Origin of the sequence: Microvirga sp. BSC39, assembly GCF_000739015.1 — a bacterium.
Lineage (GTDB): Bacteria > Pseudomonadota > Alphaproteobacteria > Rhizobiales > Beijerinckiaceae > Microvirga.
On the sequence record NZ_JPUG01000079.1, the window covers coordinates 39818 to 64302 of the forward strand.

23 protein-coding genes are annotated in these 24485 nt (G+C 63.9%); 11 read left to right on the top strand and 12 right to left on the bottom strand.

Going from position 1 to position 24485, the window contains the following annotated elements; all coding sequences use genetic code 11:
- The first annotated feature begins 86 nt into the window (after positions 1-86).
- From MA07_RS26400 to MA07_RS26410, 3 genes are all read left to right on the top strand, one after another.
- Positions 87-1433, top strand: coding sequence for an esterase-like activity of phytase family protein (locus tag MA07_RS26400; protein WP_036359454.1), 1347 nt, complete (start codon positions 87-89; stop codon positions 1431-1433).
- 101 nt (positions 1434-1534) lie between these two features.
- Entirely contained in the window at positions 1535-2254 is a 720-nt protein-coding gene (locus tag MA07_RS26405) for a DUF1194 domain-containing protein (protein ID WP_036359455.1), read from the top strand.
- 42 nt (positions 2255-2296) lie between these two features.
- On the top strand, positions 2297-3469 hold the full coding sequence (locus MA07_RS26410) for an adenylate/guanylate cyclase domain-containing protein (protein ID WP_052003569.1): 1173 nt from the start codon (positions 2297-2299) through the stop codon (positions 3467-3469).
- Here the strand turns inward: MA07_RS26410 and murJ are convergent.
- Together murJ and MA07_RS26420 are read right to left on the bottom strand one after the other, a co-directional pair.
- Positions 3450-4976, bottom strand: a complete 1527-nt coding sequence (gene murJ, locus MA07_RS26415) for a murein biosynthesis integral membrane protein MurJ (RefSeq protein WP_036359456.1) — start codon at positions 4974-4976, stop codon at positions 3450-3452. The two genes, MA07_RS26410 and murJ, sit on opposite strands and share 20 nt — an antisense overlap.
- 3 nt (positions 4977-4979) lie before the next feature.
- Positions 4980-5966, bottom strand: coding sequence for a glycosyltransferase family 2 protein (locus tag MA07_RS26420; RefSeq protein ID WP_036359459.1), 987 nt, complete (start codon positions 5964-5966; stop codon positions 4980-4982).
- Positions 5967-6158: 192 nt separating this feature from the next.
- Between MA07_RS26420 and MA07_RS26425 the strand changes: the two genes are divergently transcribed.
- Together MA07_RS26425 and MA07_RS28230 are read left to right on the top strand one after the other, a co-directional pair.
- Positions 6159-7001: a ChbG/HpnK family deacetylase gene (locus MA07_RS26425; protein ID WP_036359461.1), complete on the top strand. Its 843-nt coding sequence runs from the start codon at positions 6159-6161 to the stop codon at positions 6999-7001.
- A gap of 108 nt (positions 7002-7109) precedes the next feature.
- Complete coding sequence (locus tag MA07_RS28230; protein ID WP_052003570.1) at positions 7110-8375, top strand: adenylate/guanylate cyclase domain-containing protein; 1266 nt, start codon at positions 7110-7112, stop codon at positions 8373-8375.
- Positions 8376-8424: 49 nt separating this feature from the next.
- On the opposite strand, the gene MA07_RS26435 is transcribed toward MA07_RS28230, so the two are convergent.
- On the bottom strand, positions 8425-9024 hold the full coding sequence (locus MA07_RS26435) for a superoxide dismutase (RefSeq protein WP_036359472.1): 600 nt from the start codon (positions 9022-9024) through the stop codon (positions 8425-8427).
- Between the two features lie 255 nt (positions 9025-9279).
- Between MA07_RS26435 and MA07_RS26440 the strand changes: the two genes are divergently transcribed.
- On the top strand, positions 9280-10263 hold the full coding sequence (locus MA07_RS26440; protein WP_036359474.1) for a hypothetical protein: 984 nt from the start codon (positions 9280-9282) through the stop codon (positions 10261-10263).
- On the opposite strand, the gene MA07_RS26445 is transcribed toward MA07_RS26440, so the two are convergent.
- The 4 genes from MA07_RS26445 to MA07_RS26460 all read right to left on the bottom strand — a co-directional run bounded on the left by MA07_RS26445 (position 10253) and on the right by MA07_RS26460 (position 17913).
- A complete protein-coding gene (locus MA07_RS26445; protein WP_036359476.1) occupies positions 10253-10810 on the bottom strand; it encodes a hydrolase in 558 nt (185 codons plus the stop codon). The genes MA07_RS26440 and MA07_RS26445 overlap by 11 nt on opposite strands.
- Positions 10811-10814: 4 nt before the next feature.
- A complete protein-coding gene (locus tag MA07_RS28235; protein ID WP_052003571.1) occupies positions 10815-13196 on the bottom strand; it encodes a PAS domain-containing protein in 2382 nt (793 codons plus the stop codon).
- A gap of 127 nt (positions 13197-13323) precedes the next feature.
- Positions 13324-15714, bottom strand: a complete 2391-nt coding sequence (locus tag MA07_RS28240) for a PAS domain-containing protein (RefSeq protein WP_052003572.1) — start codon at positions 15712-15714, stop codon at positions 13324-13326.
- A gap of 87 nt (positions 15715-15801) precedes the next feature.
- Positions 15802-17913: a S9 family peptidase gene (locus MA07_RS26460; protein ID WP_036359478.1), complete on the bottom strand. Its 2112-nt coding sequence runs from the start codon at positions 17911-17913 to the stop codon at positions 15802-15804.
- A 422-nt stretch (positions 17914-18335) separates the two neighbouring features.
- Between MA07_RS26460 and MA07_RS26465 the strand changes: the two genes are divergently transcribed.
- The gene (locus MA07_RS26465; RefSeq protein WP_036359480.1) at positions 18336-18770 is read left to right on the top strand and encodes a MucR family transcriptional regulator; all 435 of its coding nucleotides are present in this window, start codon (positions 18336-18338) and stop codon (positions 18768-18770) included.
- A gap of 45 nt (positions 18771-18815) precedes the next feature.
- Here the strand turns inward: MA07_RS26465 and ftrA are convergent, their stop codons facing one another.
- Positions 18816-19811: a transcriptional regulator FtrA gene (gene ftrA, locus MA07_RS26470; protein WP_052003573.1), complete on the bottom strand. Its 996-nt coding sequence runs from the start codon at positions 19809-19811 to the stop codon at positions 18816-18818.
- A gap of 88 nt (positions 19812-19899) precedes the next feature.
- Between ftrA and MA07_RS26475 the strand changes: the two genes are divergently transcribed.
- Positions 19900-20334 carry a rhodanese-like domain-containing protein gene (locus MA07_RS26475; RefSeq protein ID WP_036359482.1) on the top strand — a complete coding sequence of 145 codons (435 nt, stop codon included), beginning with the start codon at positions 19900-19902 and terminating at the stop codon, positions 20332-20334.
- Positions 20335-20519: 185 nt separating this feature from the next.
- Positions 20520-21488, top strand: coding sequence for a DUF6456 domain-containing protein (locus MA07_RS26480; RefSeq protein ID WP_244445356.1), 969 nt, complete (start codon positions 20520-20522; stop codon positions 21486-21488).
- Here the strand turns inward: MA07_RS26480 and MA07_RS26485 are convergent.
- The 3 genes from MA07_RS26485 to MA07_RS30330 all read right to left on the bottom strand — a co-directional run bounded on the left by MA07_RS26485 (position 21485) and on the right by MA07_RS30330 (position 22520).
- On the bottom strand, positions 21485-21940 hold the full coding sequence (locus MA07_RS26485) for a SufE family protein (protein ID WP_244445357.1): 456 nt from the start codon (positions 21938-21940) through the stop codon (positions 21485-21487). The genes MA07_RS26480 and MA07_RS26485 overlap by 4 nt on opposite strands.
- 40 nt (positions 21941-21980) lie before the next feature.
- Complete coding sequence (locus MA07_RS26490) at positions 21981-22304, bottom strand: hypothetical protein (protein WP_036359485.1); 324 nt, start codon at positions 22302-22304, stop codon at positions 21981-21983.
- Positions 22305-22379: 75 nt separating this feature from the next.
- Entirely contained in the window at positions 22380-22520 is a 141-nt protein-coding gene (locus MA07_RS30330) for a hypothetical protein (RefSeq protein WP_160195502.1), read from the bottom strand.
- A gap of 151 nt (positions 22521-22671) precedes the next feature.
- On the opposite strand from MA07_RS30330, the gene MA07_RS28245 reads away from it, so the two are divergent.
- Together MA07_RS28245 and MA07_RS26505 are read left to right on the top strand one after the other, a co-directional pair.
- A complete protein-coding gene (locus MA07_RS28245) occupies positions 22672-23511 on the top strand; it encodes a peptidoglycan-binding domain-containing protein (protein WP_152569031.1) in 840 nt (279 codons plus the stop codon).
- Positions 23511-23852, top strand: coding sequence for a DUF1491 family protein (locus MA07_RS26505; protein ID WP_036359496.1), 342 nt, complete (start codon positions 23511-23513; stop codon positions 23850-23852). The genes MA07_RS28245 and MA07_RS26505 overlap by 1 nt, the downstream gene beginning before the upstream one ends.
- Before the next feature lie 19 nt (positions 23853-23871).
- Here MA07_RS26505 and MA07_RS26510 read toward each other — a convergent pair whose 3' ends face one another.
- The gene (locus tag MA07_RS26510; protein WP_036359499.1) at positions 23872-24456 is read right to left on the bottom strand and encodes an alkylhydroperoxidase; all 585 of its coding nucleotides are present in this window, start codon (positions 24454-24456) and stop codon (positions 23872-23874) included.
- Between the last annotated feature and the right edge of the window lie 29 nt (positions 24457-24485).

Consider the following 24485-nt stretch of genomic DNA (forward strand, 5'->3'; position numbering starts at 1 on the left):
CATCAATCCGTCGTCGATTTGTTAACGGCCGGACATCGGGCTCCTGCAAGAGCAGCCTCGCTTCAACAAGCGAACGAGGTTCTCAGATGTCCGTCCGTTTTTTCGCGGCCCTGCCGCTGACCGTGCTGCTCGGCACAAGCGCCCTGGCGCAGCAGCAATTCCCGGCTGTCCTTGCCGGCCATGCGGTTCTACCGGCCCTGAGCTTCGTTGACGCGCCGGTGGACGCTCCTGCCGATCTGAAAGTGTCCGGCAAGTTCACGACTGGCAAGCGCGTCGAGGCTCTGGGAACGATCGAGGGCACCTCGGGCGATCGGCCGACCGGGGTGAAGCTGCCATTCCACGGGCAGCCTCTGCAGGGACATTCCGGCATCAAGTCCATGGGTGACGGGACGTTCTGGGTGATCACCGACAACGGCTTCGGATCCAAGGCCAACTCGCCGGATTCCATGCTCTATCTCAACCGCCACCGCATCGACTGGAGCAAGGGCTCGGTCGAGCGCCTGGAGACGGTGTTCCTGCACGATCCTGACAAGAAGGTGCCGTTCCGCATTGCCAACGAGGGCACAGAGAAGCGCTATCTCACCGGCTCGGACTTCGATCTCGAAAGCTTTCAGCCTGTCGGCGACAAACTCTGGATCGCCGACGAGTTCGGCCCTTACCTCATCAAGGCGGATCGCTCCGGCAAGATCGAAGCCGTTTACGAGACGCTCGTGGACGGCAAGCCCGCCCGCTCACCGGACCACTACGCGGTCACGACGCCGGCCGTTCCGACCGGTTCCGTCAATTTCACTGTCCGCCGCTCAAAGGGCTACGAGGGCATGGCCGCTTCAAAGGACGGCAAGTTCCTCTATGCCCTCCTGGAAGGTCCGATCTGGGATGCCGAGAAGAAGCAGTGGGAAACCATCGACGGTCGGGAATACCTTCGCATCCTCGAATTCGACGTTGCCGCGGAGAAGTGGACCGGCCGCCACTGGAAATATGCTCTCGACCAGAACGGTCTCGCCATCGGCGACTTCAACATGATCGATGCCACGACGGGCCTCGTCATCGAGCGCGATAACGGCGAGGGAACTGCGGACCGTGCCTGCCCGCAGGGCGAGAAGCGCCCCGACTGCTTCCAGGACCCGGCAAAGTTCAAGCGGATCGTCAAGATCGAATTGTCGGAATCCAACGTGAACAGCGTTGTCCGCAAGGTCGGGTATGTGGACCTCATGCAGATCGCCGACCCGAACAAGAAGGCCAGGAAGCCTCTCAACGATACCGTTCTGACCTTCCCATTCTTCACCATCGAGAACGTGGATGTGGTCGATGACCGTCACATCGTCGTCGGCAACGACAACAATCTGCCCTTCTCGTCGAGCCGCGAGCCGACCAAGCAGGACGACAACGAGTTCGTTCTGCTCGACGTCGCGGATCTCCTGAAGGCTCGCTGAGCTTTTCTCCGCTCAACACATTTGTGATCGCGTGGAGCGGCGGTTTCCGCCGCTCCACGCCCTACATGGCTCCAGCATTGTGCCCGAAGCTGGAGCCCTCGATGCGCCTCGTCCTGAAAAGCCTTGTTGCCTTGAGTCTCCTGACCGCGCCTGCTGCTGCGGAATCCGTCGATCTGGAACTGGTCTTTGCAGCCGACGGCTCAGGCTCCATCGACAACGACGAGCTGCGCCTCCAGCGGCAGGGCTGGGCCGACGCGCTGACCAGCCCCGATGTGCTCACCGGCATCAAGGGCGGTCCCATCGGAGCCATCGCGGTCGCTTTCATGGAATGGGGCGGGCCAAGCTCCCAGGTGCTCATCGTCGACTGGCACGTGATCCGTGACGAGGCGAGCGCAAGGGTGTTCGCCGACAAGCTCCTCGGCGCCCCGCGGGGCGCGACGGGCTACAACTCCATCTCCAACGCCATCGACTTCTCCATGCGCCTCGTCGAGGGCAACGCCCATGAGGGCACCCGCAAGGTGATTGATGTGTCGGGCGACGGCCCCAACATGAACGGCCGGTCCCTGGAACAGGTGAGGGCGGAGGCGCTGGCCAAGGGCTTCACCATCAACGCCCTCGCCATCCGCCGCCCCGGCAGCGGCCGACCGGGCGGTCCCGGCGGCATGTCGCTGGAGGATTACTACGCGCAGAACGTCATCGGAGGTCCCGGCTCCTTCGTGGAGATTGCCGACGAGACGCGGCCCTTCGCCCTGGCCGCACGCCGCAAGCTCCTGACGGAGATCGCCGGAACCGGAGGCACGACGCGCCACGCCAGCCGCTGACAGCATCGAGACATTCCCGCGCGGAATGCTAGACTGCCCGCCATGACGAATCTCGAAAGCTGGATCATCGAACAGGGCCTGCGCGGATCCGACATGGTCTCGCTGCTCTCAGGGGTTGCCGAGCGGCTGGTCGACGAGGGGATCCCTCTCGTCCGGGCCTATATCGCCCTGCCGACCGTCAATCCGACGATCCGGGTCTACACGCATCTCTGGACCCGATCTGCCGGCACCATCGTGGAAGGAGTCTCCCACGAGCGCAATGACGGTGCCTTCGAGGTCAGCCCCTTCGCCTACATGATGAACACCGACCAGGAGAAATGCCACTGGCTTATGCACGGCCCTGATGCGGAAAGGTTCGGCGTGTTCGAGGATATCAGACGTCTCGGAGGGACCGATTACCTGGCGCGTCTCTTCAGCTTCGGGAACGCCAGCGCTCCGGACCTGCGGGGATTCGGAGCCTCGTTCTCCACCAGCCGCCCCGGAGGCCTCCGGCCGGAGGAGGTTGCCCGCATCGATGCACTCCTTCCGCTCCTGGGGCTTGCGGCTTACCGCATGACCTTGTTCGACCTCACCGTGACCATGCTCGACACCTATGTGGGGTTCTCGGCCGGCCGGCGCGTGCTGAGCGGGGCAATCCGGCGCGGCTCCGGCACGACCATCGAGGCGGCTTTGCTTTTTGCCGATCTCCGAGGCTTCACGACGCTTGCGGACACGGCGGGTCTCGATCTCATCGCCCGGCTCGACCGGCACTTGGAGGCCATGGCCGACCCGGTGGCCGAGCAGGGCGGCGAGGTCCTCAAGTTTCTCGGCGACGGCCTCTTGGCCGCTTTCCCGATCACCGAGGAGCGGTCGCACGAGAGCGCCTGCGCGGCGGCGATCCGGGCTGCGCAGGTGGCGCTCGAGCGCAACGAGGCCGTCAACCGCCAGCACGAGACGCCGCTCGCCCTCGACATCGCGCTCCATTGCGGGGACGTGTTCTACGGCAATATTGGCGCCGCCGGGCGCCTCGACTTCACGGTGATCGGACCTGCCGTGAATGAAGCAAGCCGCATGGAGGCCCTGTGCAGCGCCCTCGACTGCTCGGTGATCCTGTCCGACCGCGTCGCCTCCGTGAGCCCGGTGCCGGTTCGCCCTCTCGGGAGCCATCGCCTGCGGGGCATTGCAGCGGAGCGGGAGCTGTTCACTCTGGCGGACGTCAGCGTCTGGACAGCCTGACCCCGAGCACCTTGAGGCCTGCCAGCAGCACGCCGCCATAGAGCAGGGCGCCGGCCATCCCGAGGACCGCGAGCAGGATCTCGCTGTTCCAGGCGGGGAGCCGGGTAGTCCACTCGGACAGCGGAATCGGGGCGAACCAGGCAAAGGCTCCAAGGAGCAGGCTTGCCACAGCGACGGCGGCTGCGGTGCGGCCCAGGGTGCCGCCCGGCGCCATCCAGTCCCGGCGCAGGGCGAGAAGGACGAGGAGCCCGAGATTGACCCAGATGCCGATGGCGGTGGCAAGGGCTAACCCGACCACGCCGTAAGGTCCCGTCAGCACGATCTTCAGGACCACGTTGACCGCCACTGCCGTCAGAGAAGCGATGAGCGGCGTCACCGTATCCGAGCGGGAATAGAAGCTCGCCACCGCCGAGCGGATGAGCACCGCCGGGGGCAGGCCAAGGGCATAGGCCGCGAGCACCGCGCCCGAACGTTCGGCGGCGGCGGCATCGAAGGCGCCGCGCTGGAACAGGGCCGACATGATCAGGTCGGGCATGGTGACGAAGGCCACCACGAAGGGCGCCGCAAGCGCCAGGGTGAGCCCCACGGCCCGGTTCTGCGCGCCGTGAGCCCCTGTGACGTCACCGGCGGCGATGCGGCGGCTCATCTCCGGCAGCAGCACGGTGCCGGCCGCAATCCCGATCACGCCGAGCGGCAGCTGGTAGATGCGGTCGGCATAATAGAGCGAGGCCACGGCGCCGGTGGGCAGGAAGGAGGCGATGATCGTGTCGGCGAACATGGCGAGCTGCACGCCCGCCGAACCGATGACGGCAGGACCCAGCACCTTGAAGAAGTGCTTCATGGCCGGATCGAAGCGCGGCACTGCAATTGCTGGCGCCACGCCCAGGCGCTTGGCGGCGAACCACACCAGCAGCAATTCGAGCACGCCCGCTACCGTCACGCCCCAGGCGGCCGCATAGCCGGCATTCGGGAACAGGAAAGCGACGGCGAGCGCCGCCACAATGGAGACGTTGAGCAGCACGGGTGCGGCGGCAGCGGCCGCGAAGCGCTCATGGGCGTTGAGGATGCCCGAGAGGATCGTCACCAGGGTGACGAAGAGGAGGTACGGGAAGGTGATGCGGGTGAGCGTCACCGCCAGGTCGAATTTCTGCGGATCGTCCGAGAAGCCCGGGGCAAGCAGGGTCACCACTACGGGCATGCCCAGGAGGGCAACCGCCAGCAGCGCGATCTGCACGATCAGCATCAGAGTGCTGATGCGGCTGGCAAACGAGCGGGCCGGGGCGGCGCCTTCCCGTTCGAGCACACCTGCATAGGTGGGCAGGAAGGCGCTGTTGAAGGCACCCTCGCTGAAGATGGCTCGGAAATGGTTCGGGATCCGGGAGGCGACCACGAAGGCGTCGGCGATGGGGCCCACGCCCATGACGGCGGCCAGCACCACGTCACGGATGAAGCCGGTGAGACGGGAGACGAGCGTCCAGCCGCCGACGGAGAGAATCTTTCTGAACATCGATCAGGCCCGACGCATACGATAACTGTCGGGAACGAGATCGCTCGAGACCTCCGCCGCATCGCCGACCCGCTCGGCCACCACATAGAGCGGCCGCCGCTTCACCTCGGCGAAGATGCGGCCGACATATTCGCCGACGATGCCCAGCGACATGAGCTGGATGCCCGAGAAGAACATGATCGACACGATCAGGCTCGGGAAGCCGGGGAGGTCGGTGCCGAACAGGAGCGTGCGGACCATGAAGAACAGGGCGGTTGCGATCGCCAGGAACGAGACCAGGAAGCCGATATAGGTCCAGATCCGCAGCGGCACGGTGGAGAAGGCCGCGATGCCGTCGAAGGCGAAGCGGAAGAGCTTGCGGAAGCTCCACTTCGTGGTGCCGAAACGGCGCTCCTCCACCACGAAGGGCACGCCCGTGGCCTTGAAGCCGATCCAGGCATAGAGACCCTTCGAGAAGCGTGCCTTCTCGCCGAGGGTTCTGAGAACGTCGACCCCCTTGCGGTCGATGAGCCGGAAGTCGCCCGCGCCCTCGGGCAGGGGGATCTCGCCGAAGCGGGCGAAGAGCTTGTAGAAGGCCTGAGCGAAGCCGCGCTTGGCCCGGGTCTCGTCCGAGCGGTCGGTGCGCTGGCCGTAGACCATGAGATAGCCCTCCCGCCAACGCTCCACGAAGGCCTCGATCATTTCAGGCGGGTGCTGGAGATCGGCGTCCATGATGACCACCGCATCGCCCCGGGCGTGATCGAGCCCGGCCGCGATGGCGATCTCCTTGCCGAAGTTGCGGCTGAAGGAGACGGCTCCGATGCGGGGCTCGGTGCGGCTGACGTCCTTGACGATGTCCAGGGTGTCGTCCCGGCTGCCGTCGTCCACGAAGATCACCTCCCACTCCTGGGTGATGCGTCCGAGGACCGGCAGTAGGCGCTCGCAGAGGGGCGCGATGTTCGCGCTCTCGTTATGAACCGGGATGATGACGCTAAGCTTGGGCGACGCCACTGGAAGAACCCTTGATTGTCGGGCCGCATCAAGAGCCGAGTTTGCAGCTTTGCTCAAGGGCCTTCGTACAATTTCGCAGCGGACCAAAGCGGATAGCTCGGCCTCTTATTGCCGCATGATCCCTCCGGAAAACCGGTTCCCACCTTTCCTGATCATGCTCTAGGGTGCGGCAAAGCTGGATTTAGGGCATACATGGGTTCCTTTCGTAACGTCATTCTCTGCGCCGACGATTTCGGTCTCGCCGACGGGGTGAGCCGGGGCATCGTGGAACTTGCGGAGATGGGCCGGCTCTCGGCCACGGGAGCCATGACCAACATGCCCGGCTGGCCACGGGCCGCGGGGGATTTGAAGCCCCTGAGGGGCCGCATCGCGGTGGGCCTTCACCTCAACCTCACCACGGGATCGCCTCTCGGCTCCATGCCGCAGCTCGCCCCGTCGGGCGTTTTTCCCAGCCTGAAAGACCTGCTGCCGAAGGCTCTGAAGCGCCGGATTCCGGCAGACGAGATTGCGCAGGAGATCGAGCGTCAGCTCGTTGCCTTCATCGAGGCCCACGGTGAGCCGCCGGCCTTCGTGGACGGCCATCAGCATGTCCATGTTCTGCCGGTGATCAGGCCGGCTCTGATCCAGGTTCTGAAGGGGAGGGGCTATGCCGGGCGTGTCTGGCTGCGAGACCCTTCCGACAGGATAGCCTCGATCCTGCGCCGTCCCATTGGGCGACGCAAAGCTCTCATCGTGAAATCCCTGAGCCGCGGCTTTGCCCGGGCTGCGCAAGCAGCCGGTTTCCGGACGAACGAAGGCTTTTCAGGCTTTGCCCCGCTCGACCTCTCGGTGCCGGCTCCCTGCGTGTTTGAGGAGGCCTTCTCGACGCTCGGGCCTCACCCGGTCGTCATGTGTCATCCGGGCTATGTGGACGACGAGCTGCGGGCGCTCGATCCTGCTTTGGAGAGCCGTGTCGCGGAGCTGGAATACCTGAGGTCCGAGGCCTTCGGTGATTTGCTGACAGCCAAGCAACTGAAGCTTGCTCCGACCCTCTGAGCCGGAATAAGGCCGCATTTCCCCCTGAAATTGACGGGAATTACCTAAGATCGGACTGTGTAAGCGTGCAGGCTTATCCAAGGGCTCAGGGGCCAAGGGAGCAGGCTGATGCAGGAGGCCCCCTCCGTCAATGAGACCGAGCGGCTGGCGGCGCTTGCCCTCTATCAGGTGCTCGACACGCCACCCGAATTCGCCTTCGATGCCGTCACCGAGCTCGCGGCGGAGATCTGCCGCTGTCCCGTGGCGATCGTCAGCCTGATCGATGAGCGGCGGCAATGGTTCAAGTCCAAGTATGGACTGCCAACAGATTTCACCGAATGCCCTCGCGAGATCACCGTCTGCAATTCCACGGTTTGCGCGAACGATCTCGTCTACGTGCCCGACCTTACGGTCCATGAGCGGTTCAAGCATGTCGGCGTGGTTACAGGTGAGCCGCATCTGCGCTTCTATTGCGGGATGCCGCTGATCTCGCGCGAAGGGTTTGGCCTGGGGACCCTGTGTGTCGTGGCCTTCGAGCCGCGGGAGCTGCGCCCGTCTCAGCGTGAGGCCGTGCGCCGCCTCGCGCAGCAGGCCATGTCCCTGCTCGAATTGAGGCGGCAGCTTCTGGAGCGCAACGTCCTGTTGACCGAACTGGCCCAGGCGAAGGCCTCGGCCGAGGAGGCGCGGGACCAATCGGAGCGATTGCTGCGCAACATTCTGCCGGAGCCGGTAGCCCACGAGTTGCAGCGCCACGGAAAGGTCGAGCCACGCTTCCACGAGGCGACCACCATCCTGTTCGCGGATTTCAAGAAGTTCACGCTGCTCACCGAATCCTTCGATCCCGCCCGGCTGATCGATCAGCTCGATCAGAATTTCGGGCGGTTCGACGAGATCGCGGCTAACAACCGGGTGGAGACCATCAAGACCATCGGCGATGCCTATCTCTGCGCAGGCGGATTGCCCGTGCCCAGCCGTACCCACGCCATCGACACCTGCCTGGCGGCCCTGCAGATGCAAGCCTACATCCAGAGCGCCAACCGGCAGCGGGAGAAGTTTCGCCTCGCGCCCTGGGAGCTGAGGATCGGCATCAATTCAGGCCCGGTGATCGCCGGCATCGTCGGCCATCGCCGCTTCACCTATGACATCTGGGGCAACGCGGTGAATGTCGCGCAACGCCTTGAGGAGGCCTGCGAGCCCGGGCGGGTCAATATCTCGGCCAGCACGTTCCACCATGTCTCCCGCCTGTTCGACGCGGAGGCGCGAGGGTCGGTCGGCGTCAAACACATCGGCGCCATCGACATGTACTTCCTCAACCGCATCTGGCCCGAGTTCAGCGCCGACGCAGACGGGTTCACGCCCAATGCGGAGTTCTGGCGGGCAAGCGGCACGGGCTGAAATGAAAACGGGCCTCCGAAGAGGCCCGTCTGACGGTGCGGTATATCGCTTACTTCGAGGCCTGCTCGAACATCTCCTCGACATGCTCCCAGTTCACGAGATTGTCGAGGAAGGCCTTCACGTAGTCGGGGCGACGGTTGCGGTAGTCGATGTAATAGGAATGCTCCCACACGTCGCAGCCGAGGATCGGCTGGGCGCCATGGACCAGCGGGTTCTCGCCGTTCGGGGTCTTCATGACGGTGATCTTGCCGTCCTTGAGGGCGAGCCAAGCCCAGCCCGAGCCGAACTGGCTGACGCCGGCCTGGATGAAGTCTTCCTTCATCTTGTCGACGGAGCCGAGATCCTCGACGATTTTCTTCTCGAGCTTGCCGGGAAGGGCGCCGCCGCCATTGGGCTTCATCCACATCCAGAAGTGGATGTGATTGTAATGCTGTCCCGCATTGTTGAAGAGGGCCTGGTTCTTGCCGTAGGAGCCTTTCACGACCTCCTCGACGCTCTTGCCCTCGAATTCCGTGCCTTTCAGCAGGTTGTTGCCGGTATTGACGTAAGCCGCGTGGTGCTTGTCATGGTGAAACTCCAGGGTTTCCCGCGACATGTAGGGCTGCAGGGCGTCATAGGCGTAAGGCAGTTCGGGCAGGGTGAACGACATCGGCGTCTCCTTTGGATTGAGCGACCCGGGGCATCGGACCCGAAAGTAGTGGCGACTTTGGGGTCGATCCGATGCCGGTCTCTTGCGACCGCGCATCGCCGGATGCGCTTGAGCATTAGTTAAAGCGCGAGGGGCCGAAGAGCAACGGCCAAGCTCCGGACTTTTTTCTGCTCAAGCTTCACAGCCGGTTGTCTTTTGCCTATAGAAGCATAGCTTTTCCGCGGTAATCTTTGGTTTGCGTATGATGGAGACAGCATGATCATCGCTCTTCTGGCCCTCGCTCTTGCGATGATCCTCGGCGGATTGCTGGCTGCCTTCTTCGGATGGGATATCGTTCTGGTCGAACGCGGCTGGACCATGGTGATCGCAGGCAGCATCACGGCCGCAAGCGGTGCGCTTCTGCTCGGCATTGCCGCGGCGGTCTCCAAGCTGGCGAAGATCGAGAAGCGCCTCTCAGGGCTGCAGGCTGGGTCAGGCATCAATGAATTCAGCCCGGGTCATCGCGTTCCCGGAGCACTTGCCGGCGCAGGGCTCGGTAGCGGTCTCGCGGCCGCAGAGGCGGCCGGCGCCTTTGAGGAGAGTGCCACCGAGGACCGTAACGACGAGAGCCAGCCGACCCTGCCTCTCTTTGAGGAGCAGGAGAGACGCGAGCAGGATGAACTCCAGGACAAGCCTCAGGACAATTCCACGGTGGCAGCCGCCGAGTGGCCCGAGCACAGGGATGCGGCTCCTGTCATTCCATTTCCGCCGAGGACCACACCGGTTGTTCTGCCTGCCGAGGATGAGCAGGACTCGGAACTCAAGGTGCCTGACTTCCTCCTGGCGGACCGGCAGCGCAACGATGAGGAGGGGCCTCTCGTTGCCGAGCCGGGTCTCGACGTCGAGGTCTTTGAGCAGGGTAATGAACGTGAGCCCGAGGCCAGGGATCGCGACCGGGGCGATGAGCCTCTGGAGCCCGTTGCAGACGTTGACTCCGAGGTAGAACTGCAACGTGACAGCGAGCCTGCCGCTGCGGAAACCGATCAGGAAGCCTTTACCGAGGACGAGGCGACGTCCGGCGAAGAGGGACCGGCCACGATCATCGGCACCTACAATTCCGGCGACAACAAGTACGTCATGTTCTCGGACGGCTCCATCGAGGCTCAGACCCCGAGCGGCACCTTCCGCTTCCAGTCTCTCGATGAACTGAAGGAGTTCATCGCGGCCGGCGGTGAAGGCAATTCGTCGGCTAGTCTTTGAAGAGCGGGGCCAGAGCGCGGAACTCGTCCGTCGCGGCCCGCTCCATCCATTCGAAGGCAACCATCTCCGTCGTCACCCAGTGGCAGCCCGCATGCAGCAGGCGCGCGCAGGCGGCGCTGACGCTGTGAGGCGAGCGGCTCGATACCGCATCGGCCACCACGAAGACCTCGAAGCCTGATGTCCTGAACTCCAGGGCGGTCTGCAGAACGCAGATATGCGCCTCTGCTCCACAGATCACGAGATGATCCCGGCCGCTGCCCCGCATGGTTGCGATCCGCTCCATGATGGAAGGCTCCCGGGCGGCCGAGAACGTGGTCTTCGACAGGGTGACGGCCTCCGTGGGGAGCGCCTCCGCCACCGCCGGAAGGGTGGCTCCCAGCCCCTTGGGGTACTGCTCCGTCACCGTTACGGGAACCCCGAGCCGCTTGGCTGCTTCGAGCAGGATCGCCAGATTGCGGACAAGGCCTTCGCCCTCGTGGATTGCGGGCATCAGGCGGGCCTGAACATCGACCACGACAAGGTGGGAGCGGCTTGCGTTCATCAGCATGGCGTCATTGATCCGGGTTGAAGATCGGCGGGGCACCAGGAATCGGCAGGGTCATGGTGAAGCGAAGCCCTTCTTCGGGGAAGTTCATCGCGACATTCGCCTGAAGCTGCGTTGCCAGAACCCTTTGCAGCAGTCTGGATCCGAAGCCCTGGCGGGTGGGCGTGCTCACCCGCGGCCCGCCATGCTCGGTCCAGGCAAAGTGCAGGATCGGCCGCTCCTCGCCCGGCTCCACCCGCCAGCGCACCTCCACCTGGCCACCAAAGGTCGACAGGGCTCCATGCTTGGCCGCGTTGGTGGTGAGCTCATGGATGGCCATGCCGATGGGCACAGCTGCTTCCGAGGGCAGCTCCACATGGGGTCCTTCGACGATGATGCGGTTGCGCGCCTCGTCCTCGTAGGGGCCGAGCTCCGTCTGGATCAGGTCCTCGAGGGCTGCCTTCTGCCACAGATCCTCGGTGAGCAGGTTGTGGGTGCGGGCGAGCGACACGATGCGGCCGACGAAGCCCTGGTAGAACTCGTCGATGCTGGAGGCCGTGCGGGCGGTGGAGCCGACGATGGCTTGGACGGTGGCGAGCGTGTTCTTGACCCGGTGATGCAGCTCACGGATCAGCAACTGCTGGCGATGCTCAGCCTGCTTGTGCTTGGTGACATCGATATTGACGCCGATGATCCGAGCCGGGCCGTTGTCCTGCCCATAGAAGATCATCAGGCTGCCTTCGATGTGGCGGAAGGAGCCATCCGGGAGCGGGATACGATACGTGAAGCCCATCTCCCGATCGCCCCGTGCAATCGCCTCCCGGAAGCTCTTTTCAAACGCGTTCACGTCGGCCGGGTGAATGCGGGAGGTCCAGCCTTCGTAAGTTCCCTCGAAACTGCCGGGCTCGATCCCGAACAGCTCTTCCTGCTCCGACATCCAGGTAATGGTGCCGCTGCCCACATCCCAATCGAAGACGCCGATCCGGGCTGCGCGTTGTGCCAGGGCGAGCCGCTCCTCGCTCTTGCGCAGGGCCGCCTCGGTTTCCTTCAGGTTATGGATGTTGATGCTCGTCCCGATCTTGCCCTTGAACTCGCCACTGGAATCGTAAAGCGAGCCCACCCGGACGATGTGCCAGTGATAGGTTCCGTCGACCGAGCGATAGCGCATCTCGGCTTCCATCACGTCGCCGGTCGCGTTCTTGGCATCCTGCATGATGGCGGCGAGGTCCTCGGGATGGACGATCGACAGCCACCCGTGGCCCAGGGTCTGCTCGCGCGAAAGGCCCGAGAATTCGAACCAGGTTTGCTCATTCACGTAATAGACCAGTTCGAGTTCCGGGGTGGCGATCCATGCAAATCCGGGGAGCGCCTCGGTAAAGGTCCGGAAACGGAACTCGGTATCATGCAGGCCGCGTTCGGCACGCAGTTTCTCGACAGCCGTCCAGGTGCGCTCAGCCACGTCCTCGACCAGGGCCACGTCGTCCTCCGACCAGGAGCGCGGCGTGGACGAGATCACATAGAGGATGGCCGTGATGTGGCCCTCCTTGAGCAGCGGGACCGTGAGAACAGCCCTGGCGTTGATGGTGCTGTAGAAGTTTTGGACAGCAGGGCTTCCCGTTCGCGGATCGGCGGAAACATCATCGATGGTCAGGGTCTGCCCCACCTTCGAGTCGTCGATCATGCCGTGGAGGAATTCCTGCAGGCGGTAGGCACGACCTTCGTTGCTGATCGCACCTCTCGACCATTCCCGCTCGACGAGCACCACGCCACGGCCATCGTCCACCTCGCCGTGGCCGACGCAATCCACCTTCAGGAGTTGGCCGATGCTCTGAGCCGTCGCTTCCATGGCGGCGAAAGGATCTTTCACGCTCCGAAGCTGCTCATTCAGCTTCAGGAGAAAATCCTGGCGGTGTCTGGCATCCTTGAGCTCTTCCTTGGCGCGCTCGCGTTCCGTCACGTCCTGCGTCACGCCGACCAGACGGACCGGTCTGCCATCTTCGAAAATCGGCGTGCCCCTGACGAGGAGGCGGCCGATATAACCATCGGGACGGACGATCCGATGCTCCACATTGAAATCGGATCGGGTCGCCAGCGCATAGGTGACGGCCTGGTTGATGCGCTCGACATCGCCCGGATGCTGCAGCTTCTTCAGCTTCTCGAAGGTCAAAGGCTCATCGACCGGCAGCCCGAGATGTGCCCTGCAGATCGGATTGGCCGTCATCTCGTTCGTCACGAGATCCCGCTCCCATGATCCCAAGCGGCCGATCTCAAGCGCCAGACGCAGCATGGCGCTGTTCCCGCGTGAGTCCGTCCCGCTGATGTCTCGGCCCTTTTCCTGTGCGCTCGGCTGCCGCTCGCCTTGCGGCGCAACGGCTTTAGGAAACGGAGGAACGTCGACCCTGTTGATCATGAACAATGCTCTGGAGCTGCGTCTGCTGCTTTCTAAGCATTTCTGGAGGCTACGTCACCTCATGCCGTAAAGTCATGTTGAGAGGGCAGCAATAGATCAAAGGAGGGAACGACTATTGAACAGAGGGTTAATTCTCGGGGCGATCCGGGTTGAAAATCGGCGGGTCGCCTGGAATCGTCATGGTCATGGTGAAGTGCAGGCCCTCCTCGGGAAATTCCATCTGCACCTCGGCCTGAAGCTGTGTGGCCAGCACACGCCTTAGCAGTCTGGATCCGAAGCCCTGGCGGGTGGGCGTGCTCACCCGCGGCCCGCCATGCTCGGTCCAGGCAAAGTGCAGGATCGGCCGCTCCTCGCCCGGCTCCACCCGCCAGCGCACCTCCACCTGGCCACCAAAGGTCGACAGGGCTCCATGCTTGGCCGCGTTGGTGGTGAGCTCATGGATGGCCATGCCGATGGGCACAGCTGCTTCCGAGGGCAGCTCCACATGGGGTCCTTCGACGATGATGCGGTTGCGCGCCTCGTCCTCGTAGGGGCCGAGCTCCGTCTGGATCAGGTCCTCGAGGGCTGCCTTCTGCCACAGATCCTCGGTGAGCAGGTTGTGGGTGCGGGCGAGCGACACGATGCGGCCGACGAAGCCCTGGTAGAACTCGTCGATGCTGGAGGCCGTGCGGGCGGTGGAGCCGACGATGGCTTGGACGGTGGCGAGCGTGTTCTTGACCCGGTGATGCAGCTCACGGATCAGCAGCTGCTGACGCTCCTCGGCCTGCTTGCGGTCGGTGATGTCCTGAACGACCCCGGTCATGCCGCTCGGGGTGCCGTCTTGATCGTAGGTCACCTGGCCCTGGGCGGCGACCCAAACCTGAACATTGTCGTTCAGACGCCTCACCCTGAGTTCGGTGCTGAACTGTTGCTGATTTTGAATAGCGTCCATCTTGGATTCGATCATCCGGGGCAGGTCGGATGGATGTATCTGCCTGGCCAGCTCCTCTCTCTCGATCGATCCACGGGCAAGACCGAATATTTCCGCGGCTCTGTCCGAGAGGTCGAACACATCCGTGGCGATATCCCAGCTCCAGTCGCCCATCCTGGCGGCCTGAAGGGCGATGCGGAGCTGCTCCTCGCTTTTTCTGAGCGCCTCTTCCGTCACCTTCAGGTCGTGAATGTCGACGCTGGTGCCGACCCAACCCTTGAACTCCCCATTCTCGAAATGAATCGGGGCGCCCTGGATCAGATGCCAACGGTAATGACCCTCATGCGACCTGTATCTTGCTTCCGTCGTATAGGGCGTATGCAGGGTGACGACCGGCACCAGCTCCTCGCTCATTCTGGCCATGTCGTCGGGATGAATGGCCCGGGTCCAGCTGTGGCCGAGCGCCTCTTCGCGGGGAAGGCCCGAATAGGTCACCCAGCGCTCGTTTGTGTAGAGCAGTTCCGTCTTCGGATTAAGAATCCAGACCAGTGCCGGCAGCGACTCCGCGATCAGTCGGAACCGGGCATCGGTTTCCCTCAGGTCCCTTTCGGCCCGAGCCTTTTCCACAGCCGTCCATGTCCGCTCGGCGACGTCCTCGACGAGGGACAGCTCGTCTCCGAACCAGGCGCGGGGCTGGGACGTGTGCATGTAGAGCACAGCCGTCAGCTTCTGGTTCTTGAGCAGGGGCACGGCCAGAGCCGCGCGGGCATTGATCGTGCTGTAAGCCGTCTGGACCTCGGGATTGTCCGCGCGCGGGTCGGTCCTGATGTCCTCGACGAAGATGGGCCGGCCCAGCTTGAGTTCCGCCATCATGGTGGGCAGGAAATCGTAGAGGCGGTAGGCTCGCCCCTCGTTGCCGATGGCTCCCTTAGACCATTCACGCTCCACCAGGATGACGCCGCGCTCCTCGTCCACCTCGCCATACCCGGCACAGTCCACCTTCAGGAAACGCCCCAGGCTTTTGGCCGTGGCCTCCATGATGGCGTCGGGATCCTCGAGGCTGCGCAGTTGGTCGTTCAGGGTCAGGAGGAACTCCTGACGGCGTTGCGCCGAATTCATATCCTCCTTGGCCTGCTCACGGGCCGTCACATCCTGGATGATCCCCATCAGGCGAACGGGTTCCTCGCCCTCGAAGATTGCGCCTCCCCGGACGAGAACCCGTCCGATGCGGCCATCGGGCCGGATCACCCGGTGCTCGACATTGAAATCGGTTTTCGTCTTGAGCGCGAAGACGATGGCCTGATTCATCCGGTCCATATCGCCGGGATGGATGAGCTTCTCGAATTCCTCGTAGTTCAAGGAGGCATCTAGCGGCAGGCCCAGGGTTGCCTTGAAGGTCGCAGTTCCCGTCACCTCTCCGGTCCTGAGGTCGCGCTCCCAGGACCCGACCTTGCCGATGTCGAGCGCCATCCGCAGCTTGCCGTTGCTCAGGCGCAGGGCATCCTCAGTCTCACGCAGGCGGCGTTCCAGATCGGCAAGGCGCTGCCTGTCGCCGTCTCCATAGGAAGCGATATCGGCGGCCGTGCCTGAAGGGCGCCTTTCGGTCATCGACGCATACTCTCGAAATCCCCGGTGTCTCCCGACTGCCTCAAACTGAGCGGCAGGATACGGTACAACGAGACATAGGGCTCTGCGTCAGCTCTGAAACCCCCCGATGGACTTCAACGCGAAGGTATAAGCGAGGGCGACCTCCTCGAGGCGGTCGAAGCGGCCGGCAGCGCCGGCGTGCCCGGCCTCCATGTTGAGCCTGAACAGGATCGGGCCGCCGCCTGTCATGGTAGCCCGCAGCCGCGCCACCCATTTTGCCGGCTCCCAATAGGTGACGCGCGGGTCGGTGAGGCCTGCCAGCGCCAGGATCGCCGGATAGGCCTGGGGCTTCACGTTGTCGTAGGGCGAGTAGGCCAGGATCGTGCGGAAGGCGGCCTCGTCCGCAGCCGGGTTGCCCCATTCCGGCCACTCGGGCGGGGTGAGGGGCAACTCGCTGTCGAGCATGGTGTTGAGCACGTCGACGAAGGGCACCTCGGCGATGATCCCGGCAAAGAGGTCCGGCGCCAGATTGGCCACCGCCCCCATGAGCATGCCGCCGGCGCTGCCGCCATGGGCGACGATTCGGCCGCGCGAGGTGTAGCCGGCCTCGACCAGGGCCTCGCCGCAGGCGATGAAATCCGTGAAGGTGTTGGGTTTCTTCTCGCGCTTGCCGTCCATGTACCAGCGCCAGCCCTTTTCCGTTCCGCCGCGGATATGCGCGATGGCATAGACGAAGCCCCGGTCGACGAGGGACAGGATCCCAGTGCGAAAGCCCGCCGGCATCGACATGCCGTAGGAGCCATAGCCGTAGAGCAGACAGGGCGCGGATCCGTCGAGGGCGACCTCGCGCCGGTGGACGATGGAGATCGGTACCTGCTCTCCGTCGGGAGCGGTGGCGAACAGGCGGCGGGTCACGTAATCGGCCGGATTATGCCCGCTCGGCACTTCCTGCCGCTTGCGAAGCGTGCGTTCCCCGGTGCGCAGGTTGTAGTCGATCACCTCGCTCGGGGTGGTCATCGACGAGTAGTGATAGCGGATCATGTCCGTGTCGAACTCGTAGCCCGCCGAGAAGCCCAGCGAATAGGCCTCCTCATCGAAGGCGACGCTCTCCTCACGGCCCGTCGCGAATTCCCGCAGCACGATGCGGGGATTCGCGTCTTCCCGCTCGAGGCGCACGAGATAGCGGGCGAGCGCCACGTGGGAGAGGATCATGGTGCCCGGCCTGTAGGGCACCAGATCGCGCCAGTGCTCGCGCCCGGGCATTGCCACGGGGGCCGAGACGATCTTGAAGTCCTCCGATCCATCCGCGTTGGTCAGGATGATGAGATCGTCCCCGTGATGCTCCACGTCATACTTGAGTTGCGGCGTGCGCGGCTCGACGATCCGTGGCGTGGCCGACGGATCGGCCCGGTCGAGAAGCCAGATCTCGGAGGTTTCGTGGTCGCTCGCCTCGATGAGCACGAAGGCGTCCGACTGGGTGGTGCCGAGCTTCACGAAGAAGCCGGGATCCTTCTCCTCGTAGACGACCTGATCCTGATCGGAGCCGGTGCCGAGGCGATGGAGCTTGACCCGGACCGGGCGGTGGTTCTCGTCGAGTTCCACGTAATAGAAGCTCGACGAATCGTTGAGCCACACGGCGCCGCCGGAGGTCTGGGTCACCTCGTCGGGCAGTTCGGTGCCGCTCTCCAGGTCGCGCACGCGGATCGTGAAGTATTCCGACCCCTTGATGTCGGCGCCCCAGGCAAGGAGCCGGTGATCGGGCGAGTGATCCGCTCCGCCGAGATCGAAGAACGGATGGCCCTCGGCTTCTCTGTCACCGTCGAGCATGATGGTCTCAGGTCCGCCTTCGCGCGGCTGGCGGCAGACCAGCGGGTGCTGTCCGCCCTCCCGGTAGCGGGTGAAATAGGCGTAAGGACCGTCAGGCTCGGGAACGCTGGAATCGTCTTCCTTGATGCGGCCGCGCATCTCGGCCACGAGGCGCGCCTGGAACTCCTCCGTGCCGGCGAAGGCTGCGGCCGCGTAGGCGTTCTCCTGTTCCAGGCAGGCGCGGATCTCCGGATCGAGGACGGACGGATCCTTGAGAACCTCCTTCCAGTTCTCTGCCTTCAGCCAGGCGTAGTCGTCCCGAACTTGAGACCCATGCATCTCGAAGACATGCGGTCGCGCAGGAACCGACGGCGCAGCAGGCAGGGGATGGAAGGGGAGGCGCTCGGGTTTCATGAAATCTTCCGGTGAGGATATCGGGCAGGGATTATGCACAGATAACTCTGATTTCCCATCGAGGGTCCGCATGGGGCATGACAGGCGCCCGAATGTTCTATCGAACTGCCTTTCTAGTTACTTCTTCGGCTCCAAAGCATGAAATTATTGTGATCGAGAGCCTAACCTATGGACACAGGCATTAACTTTTGCTCCAGGGTTTATTGCACAGTCCAAGATGATACGAAGTTTTCCAAAGTTTTCCTTTTGAACATCTTGCATTGAGGCTGAATTTGCCATACTTGGACGAACAAGCACGATTTCTGTGCAAGTACGGTGCGGTTCTAGGAAGAGGCAAGCATTGCTTCAGACGAGAATACTCAAAGATAGGTTGAAAAGCTTTTTTGAGCTGTTCTAAAGAGCCGGAAAGGAAGAAAATCAAAATGAGCGACAACATCGCTGCTTCGAACTACATTGAGCTGGCTGCCGACATCGTTTCCGCCTATGTCAGCAATAATTCTGTTCCTACATCCGACCTTCCGACTCTGATCAACGAGGTCCATACGGCTCTTCTTCGTGTCGGGGGCGGCACGGTGGAGGTCCCGGTCGAGGCGCCCAAGCCCGCGATCCCGGTGAAGAAGTCCGTGACCCCGGATTACATCGTCTGCCTCGAGGACGGAAAGAAGTTCAAGTCGCTGAAGCGCCACCTGCGCACGCAGTACAACATGACCCCCGAGCAGTATCGCGAGAAGTGGGGCCTGCCCGTCGATTACCCGATGGTGGCTCCCAACTACGCGAAGGCCCGCTCCGAGCTCGCCAAGGAAATGGGCCTCGGTCAGCAGCGCCGGAAGCGCCGCTCCTCGCGCAGCTCCAGCTGAACGACTTCCAATCGTTGAGATCAGCCGCCCCTTGGGCGGCTTTTTTCATTCCTGAGCCGTGCTGAGGGCAGGGTTGACCTTAGCCTCCTGCGCGAAACGGCTTCGATAAGCGACCGGACTGGTGCCGAGCCGCGACCGGAAGTGATGGCGCAGCGTTGCCGCGGAGCCGAAGCCGGTTGTGCCGGCAATGTCCTCGATCGAGTTTCGGGTCGTCTCCAGCAATTCGCGGGCGCGGATCAGGCGCTCCCCGAGCAGCCACTCGCCCGGCGGCAGGCCCGTTGCGGCCTTGAAGCGGCGCAGGAACGTTCGCGTGCTCATGCCCGCCTCGGCGGCCAGTAGGTCGATGGGCTGCTCTTCGCTCAGCCGCTGCCGCATCCGGTCGAACAGGGGAGCGAATCGTGCCCCCTCGCGGGCTGGTGGAACGGGACGCTCGATGAACTGCGCCTGCCCACCCTCGCGATGCGGCGGCACGACGAGGCGGCGGGCGAGCCGGTTGGCGATCTCGGGGCCGAAGTCCGCGCGCACCACATGCAGGCAGAGGTCGATGCCTGCAGCGCTGCCGGCGGATGTCAGCAGCCGGCCTTCATCCACATACAGAATATCCGGCTCGACCCTGATCTCGGGATAGGCTGCCGAGAGCTGTTCCACATAATGCCAGTGGGTCGTCGCGCGGCGTCCCGACAGCAGGCCGGTGGCTGCAAGCGCGAAAACACCGGAGCAGATCGACATCAGCCGCGCGCCGCGTTCATGCGCACGTCTCAGGGCGTCGACAAGGGCCGGTGGGACCGGCTCGGCGGAGGCTCCGCGCCAGCCGGGAATCACGATGGTGTCCGCCTGCTCCAGCAGCTCGAGGCCGCCATCGGCCATGATCTGGAAGCCGCCGATGGCACGCAAAGGGCCTGGCTCGATGGCGCAGACGGCAAAACGATACCAGTCCGGCCCCATCTCCGGACGCGGCAATCCGAAGACCTCGACGGCGATGCCGAATTCGAAGGTGCTCAGGCGGTCATAGGCGAGGGCGACGACGAGGTGGTTTGGCATGATGTTTACGTCTGTTGGCGGGAGCGCCACTTTCCACGATGACGCCTGTGCGGAACTCTGGCCACGGCTTTTCCACAAGGAGGTTCTCATGCCAGCCAGTTCCGTCACAGCCATTCCCGCTGCCGCACCTGCCGCCGCACAGGCACATTTCGCCGGCCGCCTCTCGTTGGAGACCGATTGCGCCGATGTGCACGATGCGTTCGTGAGCGGCCAAGCCGACTTCGTGCTCCTCGACGTGCGCGGCCCCAAGGCCTATGCGCGCAGCCATGTGCCGGGCGCTCTCAACCTCCCGCACCGGGAGATTACATCGGAGCGGATGTCCGCCTGGCCCGACTCGACGCTGTTCGTGGTCTATTGCGCAGGCCCGCATTGCAACGGCGCCGACCGGGGCGCGCTGCGGCTGGCGCAACTCGGACGTCCGGTGAAGCTGATGCTGGGTGGCATGACGGGTTGGGCCGACGAGGATTTTCCCTTCGCGAAAGGGGCTGAGGCCGGATCGCTGAACGTCATGTCTGCAGCGTAAACCTGAGAGATCCCCCGCCGAAAAGGCAGGGGATCATTGCGGCCTTTGTGCGGGCGGATCCGGCGCTGTCCGAGTTATCCTCAGTCTTATCAACAGTTTTGAATCGCGTTGACAACTAGGAATATGCCCCCACTATCGAAGGAGGAAGGGGTACCCCTTCCTTACTTTATTTATGGGAACAAAACATGAACATTGAAGACGGCGATGCGGTTCATCAAAGTATTGCCGCAGCAGACTTTTCAGGGCTGAAGAAGGTTGGTTCGAACAGGCGTAAAGGACATGTGAAGAACAGGGCCGCGCCAGTCGTTGGACAGCCTGCAGGCGATTCCCTGACCCGGGAGGCAAAGCGCCTGCTCGGAGCTCTGGGTCAGCCGGAGACCTGGGCGTTCATCGATCCGACGGACCCGTCGAGCGTGCTTATCCACAGGCGCCGCGGCGGCGTCTCGGTCGGGGCAGGGCGCTTTGCGGCGGCGTCTGCGGACGCTCTCGTGCGCGAGGATCTCGCCTGCTGGCAGCAGGCAGGCTCGGGCCGCCGGACCCTGCAACTGACCTCAGCCGGGCAAGCCCATCGGCGCCGCACCTGCGCGCCCGATGCGGAGCTCGCCTTCCTGCATCAGCACCGCGAGACGGCGGCCGCGACTGTTGAGACAGCCACGGGCACGACGCGCGTGCGGATCGACACGGAGGAGAGCCCTCTCGACTGGCTGCACCGGCGCCGGGACCGCAATGGCGAACCGATGATCGACGAGACGGCCTATCAGGCGGGAGAGCGGCTTCGCACCGACATCATGCTTGCCGGTCTGCTGCCAGGCGTAACGGCGCGCTGGGATGCCATGCCGAAGTCCGGCGGTCCTGCCTCTCCGGGCGAAGCCACGGACCGGATGGTCGCGGCCCGCCAGAGGCTCCGCCACGCCTTCGATGCCATCGGGAGCGATTTCAGCGACCTGCTTCTCGACCTGTGCGGTTTTCTAAAAGGGTTGGAGCAGATCGAGCGGGAGCGGCAATGGCCCGCACGCTCGGCCAAGATCGTCGTGCGCCTCGCGCTCGCGCGGCTCGCGGAGCATTACGGCATCGAGTCTGAAGCGCGCGGTCCTGCCGCCTCGCGCGGCATCCGCACGTGGCAGGCTGTGGTGATCGAAGGCGGACGGATCTAGGAGGCGGCCAGCGCCACCTGCGCATCCCGGCGGATGCGCTCGACCATGGATCTGACGCCGTTCGACCGTTGCGGCGTCAGATGCTCGGACAGGCCGAGCTCCTTGAACAGGCCAAGCGCATCCGTGGAGAGGGCCTCGGATGCGGTCTTGCCGTCATAGAGGGATATCAGGAGCGCCACGAGCCCGCGCACGATATGGGCATCGCTGTCGCCGAGCAGATGCAGAACCGGCTGGTTTCCGGAGGTTCTCACATCCGTCTGGAGCCAGACCTGGCTGGCGCAGCCCTGCACCTTGTTGACGTCGCTATGGGCGTCGTCGGGCAGCGGCTGCATCATCCGGCCGAGCTCGATGAGGTAGCGGTAGCGCTCCTCCCAATCGTCGAGCAGCTCGAAGTTGGAAACGATTTCATCGATGGTCGGCAGCATGGAAAACCTGTGATGTCTGCCGCTCATATAGCCATCGGGCCGCCCTTTGGCGACGGGTGCGGTGAATTTACGTGCGTGGCTTCGATGCGGCCAGCGCACGGTCCTCCGGCTTCAGGGTATCGGCCGGTCTGGAGGCGTCCGCCAGGGGGAAGCCCGAGGACGTCATGATCTTGTCGACCACAGCCTGCTTGGCGCTGTCGGGCAGAGCCTTCCAGACGGTCTCTAGGTGGCCTGGACCCTCAGGGGCCGTTAGCGGAGAGGGGGCCGCCGGCGCGCTGGACTTCGGCGTGAAGAACGCCTCGATGGCGGCAGTGCCTTCGCCTTTCTGGCGAACCGGCGAGTAGTAGAAAATGGCGCCGACGATCAGGACGAAACGGAGAATGGACAACATGATTGGTGACGCTATGGCCTGAAGCGAACAATGATGCAGCACCATAACGGACCGGACGCGTCCCGCGTAGGCGTGTCATGGGAAACCTGCAAACAGGATGAACGAAACCTTGCTGCTTTGCGCCAGCGCCAAGTCTTTGTGACGTAATAGGAAACCGGTGCGATCTTCGCCGATCCGCAGCTTGTGGAAGATCAAGAGGATGCCGATGCCGACCACTCCAACGAAACGGCTGCGGCAATTAGGTTTCGTTTAAGCGCCCTCTGTCAGGCTCCGTTTCCAGAAGGACGGCAAGCGGATCCATCTGCGGGCTTGTCCTTTCGGCTGCGTGGTCCAAAACGACCTCATCCTTTGAGAACGGAACGATCCCTTGCGCGAAGCTTTTGCCGATCAGCCCGATGACGATCTGGACCTCCCCGCCGTGGTGCGGCGCAAGGCGCCGGCACGGCCGCCGCAGCGGCGTGCCGCAAAGCCTCAGCGCAGGCCGGGCATGGCCGAGCAGGCGGCCGCTTTCGTGTTCGGACATCCGCGGCAGATTCTCGCTGCTCTGTTCCTCACCGGATGCGGAGGGGCGATTGCCTGGAACGCGCTGGCACTTCAGAGCAGCCGTCATCCCGCACCTCTCTTCAACACACGGGAGATCGTCCTTGCACCCGAGCCTGCCGAGGCCGGAGCTGATCGGCCCTTGCCTCCCGTGCGTCCCGGGGCTGAGCTGACCGAGCAGTCGTCGACGGGGCCGAACCCGAATGCCTTCGTTCCGCACGCAGCTGCAGCACCTGAAGCAGGTGCCGCCGGCGCGGCGGCGAGGCCGGTGGCGCGCAGCCCGATCACGGAGATGATCCGCAACGGCGGTCAGCCCGCACCGGCCGCTGCGCCTCCCGCGCGCGCTCAGCCGCCTGCGCCCGCAGCGGCACCGCCGGCGGCGCGCACCGCCCCGCGGGATCCGATCGCCGATATGATCCGCATGGGCGGACCTGTGCCGGTGCCGCCCGGCAATGTGGGCCGATCCGATCCCGGCGACACGGTTCTGGCGGGCCAGCGCGCCCTCGCGCGGCTCGGCTACAGCGTGAAGGTGGACGGCGTGATGGGCTCCGGAACGCGGCAGGCCATCGAGCGCTTCGAGCAGGATAAGCGCCTGCCGGTGACGGGCGAGTTCAACGCGCGCACCCTGCGTGAACTGTCCAACGCTTCCGGCATCGCGGTTCAGTAGTGCCGCGCCTTCGCTCCGACTTCTGGGTTTCCGCTTACCTCCGCCGCTGCGCGGTGGAAGGCCTCGACGCAGCCCTGCGCAAGCGCGGGGCGGCCGAGGCCGGAGCGATCTTCGTGAAGGTCGATCATCTCGACGGCACTGCAAGCCTGTACGGCCCCGCGCCGCAGCTTTTCCTCGACGACAGCGGCGAGCGACTCTTCGCTCCCATCCTGCAAGGCGTGATGCCCCTCGACGTGGAGGAGCGCATGACCCGCGAGTTGCGCTTCGATCCCGACCTCTGGCTCGTCGAAGTCGACGACAGGCAGGGCAGGCACCTCCTCGACCTAGCGCCGGGCGACTAGTTTCGAGGGTCGATCCGTTTCAGAGGGCTCTGCCGACGGTCATCTTCGACCTGAATTCTTCATCGCTGTCGATGAAGGCTGCTTCCGTGCCGGCCCCGACCGCGTCGAAGAACCGGCTGACGAAACATCGAAAGGCCGCGCAGAGAGCGATGTCGCAGATCTGCCGGTCGGAAAACCCTGCTGACCGCAGTCGCTCGATATCGGATTCCGAGATGCGAGATGCATCGATGGCGACTTTCTCCGCATAGGACAGCATCTCGACGTCCTTCGCAGACAAACCTGCGGCGCGAAAGTCACGCTGAACCGCCAGAACGGCGTCCTTCGATCCCAGATCCGCGATGAGCTGCTTGCTGTAGACTTGTGAGCAATAAGTCGATGGGATGTGCTTTGCGGCGATCAGAGTGATCAAACGCCATTCGCGCAGGCCAAGGGAAAAACCGGCCCGGATTTTGTCCGAGAAGTCCGTGTAGATGGGCAGCAGGTCGGGGCGGGCGGTGAAGCATTTCGCCGCCTCCATGACGAAGCCGAGTTGCTCTCTCTGCCGCTCGTAAATTTCCGCGACCCTGCCGGTTGCGTGCTCTTCCTCGATCGTTTCCAGGAACATACGGCTCTCCGATCCATCCGACGGAATGG

What these genes read in the sequence shown, in the direction of transcription:
- MA07_RS26400 (WP_036359454.1), top strand. Translation starts at nt 87, where the DNA reads ATGTCCGTCCGTTTTTTCGCGGCCCTGCCGCTGACCGTGCTGCTCGGC.
- MA07_RS26405 (WP_036359455.1), top strand. Translation starts at nt 1,535, where the DNA reads ATGCGCCTCGTCCTGAAAAGCCTTGTTGCCTTGAGTCTCCTGACCGCG.
- MA07_RS26410 (WP_052003569.1), top strand. Translation starts at nt 2,297, where the DNA reads ATGACGAATCTCGAAAGCTGGATCATCGAACAGGGCCTGCGCGGATCC.
- murJ (WP_036359456.1), bottom strand. Translation starts at nt 4,976, where the DNA reads ATGTTCAGAAAGATTCTCTCCGTCGGCGGCTGGACGCTCGTCTCCCGT.
- MA07_RS26425 (WP_036359461.1), top strand. Translation starts at nt 6,159, where the DNA reads ATGGGTTCCTTTCGTAACGTCATTCTCTGCGCCGACGATTTCGGTCTC.
- MA07_RS28230 (WP_052003570.1), top strand. Translation starts at nt 7,110, where the DNA reads ATGCAGGAGGCCCCCTCCGTCAATGAGACCGAGCGGCTGGCGGCGCTT.
- MA07_RS26435 (WP_036359472.1), bottom strand. Translation starts at nt 9,024, where the DNA reads ATGTCGTTCACCCTGCCCGAACTGCCTTACGCCTATGACGCCCTGCAG.
- MA07_RS26440 (WP_036359474.1), top strand. Translation starts at nt 9,280, where the DNA reads ATGATCATCGCTCTTCTGGCCCTCGCTCTTGCGATGATCCTCGGCGGA.
- MA07_RS26445 (WP_036359476.1), bottom strand. Translation starts at nt 10,810, where the DNA reads ATGCTGATGAACGCAAGCCGCTCCCACCTTGTCGTGGTCGATGTTCAG.
- MA07_RS28235 (WP_052003571.1), bottom strand. Translation starts at nt 13,196, where the DNA reads ATGATCAACAGGGTCGACGTTCCTCCGTTTCCTAAAGCCGTTGCGCCG.
- MA07_RS28240 (WP_052003572.1), bottom strand. Translation starts at nt 15,714, where the DNA reads ATGACCGAAAGGCGCCCTTCAGGCACGGCCGCCGATATCGCTTCCTAT.
- MA07_RS26460 (WP_036359478.1), bottom strand. Translation starts at nt 17,913, where the DNA reads ATGAAACCCGAGCGCCTCCCCTTCCATCCCCTGCCTGCTGCGCCGTCG.
- MA07_RS26465 (WP_036359480.1), top strand. Translation starts at nt 18,336, where the DNA reads ATGAGCGACAACATCGCTGCTTCGAACTACATTGAGCTGGCTGCCGAC.
- ftrA (WP_052003573.1), bottom strand. Translation starts at nt 19,811, where the DNA reads ATGCCAAACCACCTCGTCGTCGCCCTCGCCTATGACCGCCTGAGCACC.
- MA07_RS26475 (WP_036359482.1), top strand. Translation starts at nt 19,900, where the DNA reads ATGCCAGCCAGTTCCGTCACAGCCATTCCCGCTGCCGCACCTGCCGCC.
- MA07_RS26480 (WP_244445356.1), top strand. Translation starts at nt 20,520, where the DNA reads ATGAACATTGAAGACGGCGATGCGGTTCATCAAAGTATTGCCGCAGCA.
- MA07_RS26485 (WP_244445357.1), bottom strand. Translation starts at nt 21,940, where the DNA reads ATGAGCGGCAGACATCACAGGTTTTCCATGCTGCCGACCATCGATGAA.
- MA07_RS26490 (WP_036359485.1), bottom strand. Translation starts at nt 22,304, where the DNA reads ATGTTGTCCATTCTCCGTTTCGTCCTGATCGTCGGCGCCATTTTCTAC.
- MA07_RS26510 (WP_036359499.1), bottom strand. Translation starts at nt 24,456, where the DNA reads ATGTTCCTGGAAACGATCGAGGAAGAGCACGCAACCGGCAGGGTCGCG.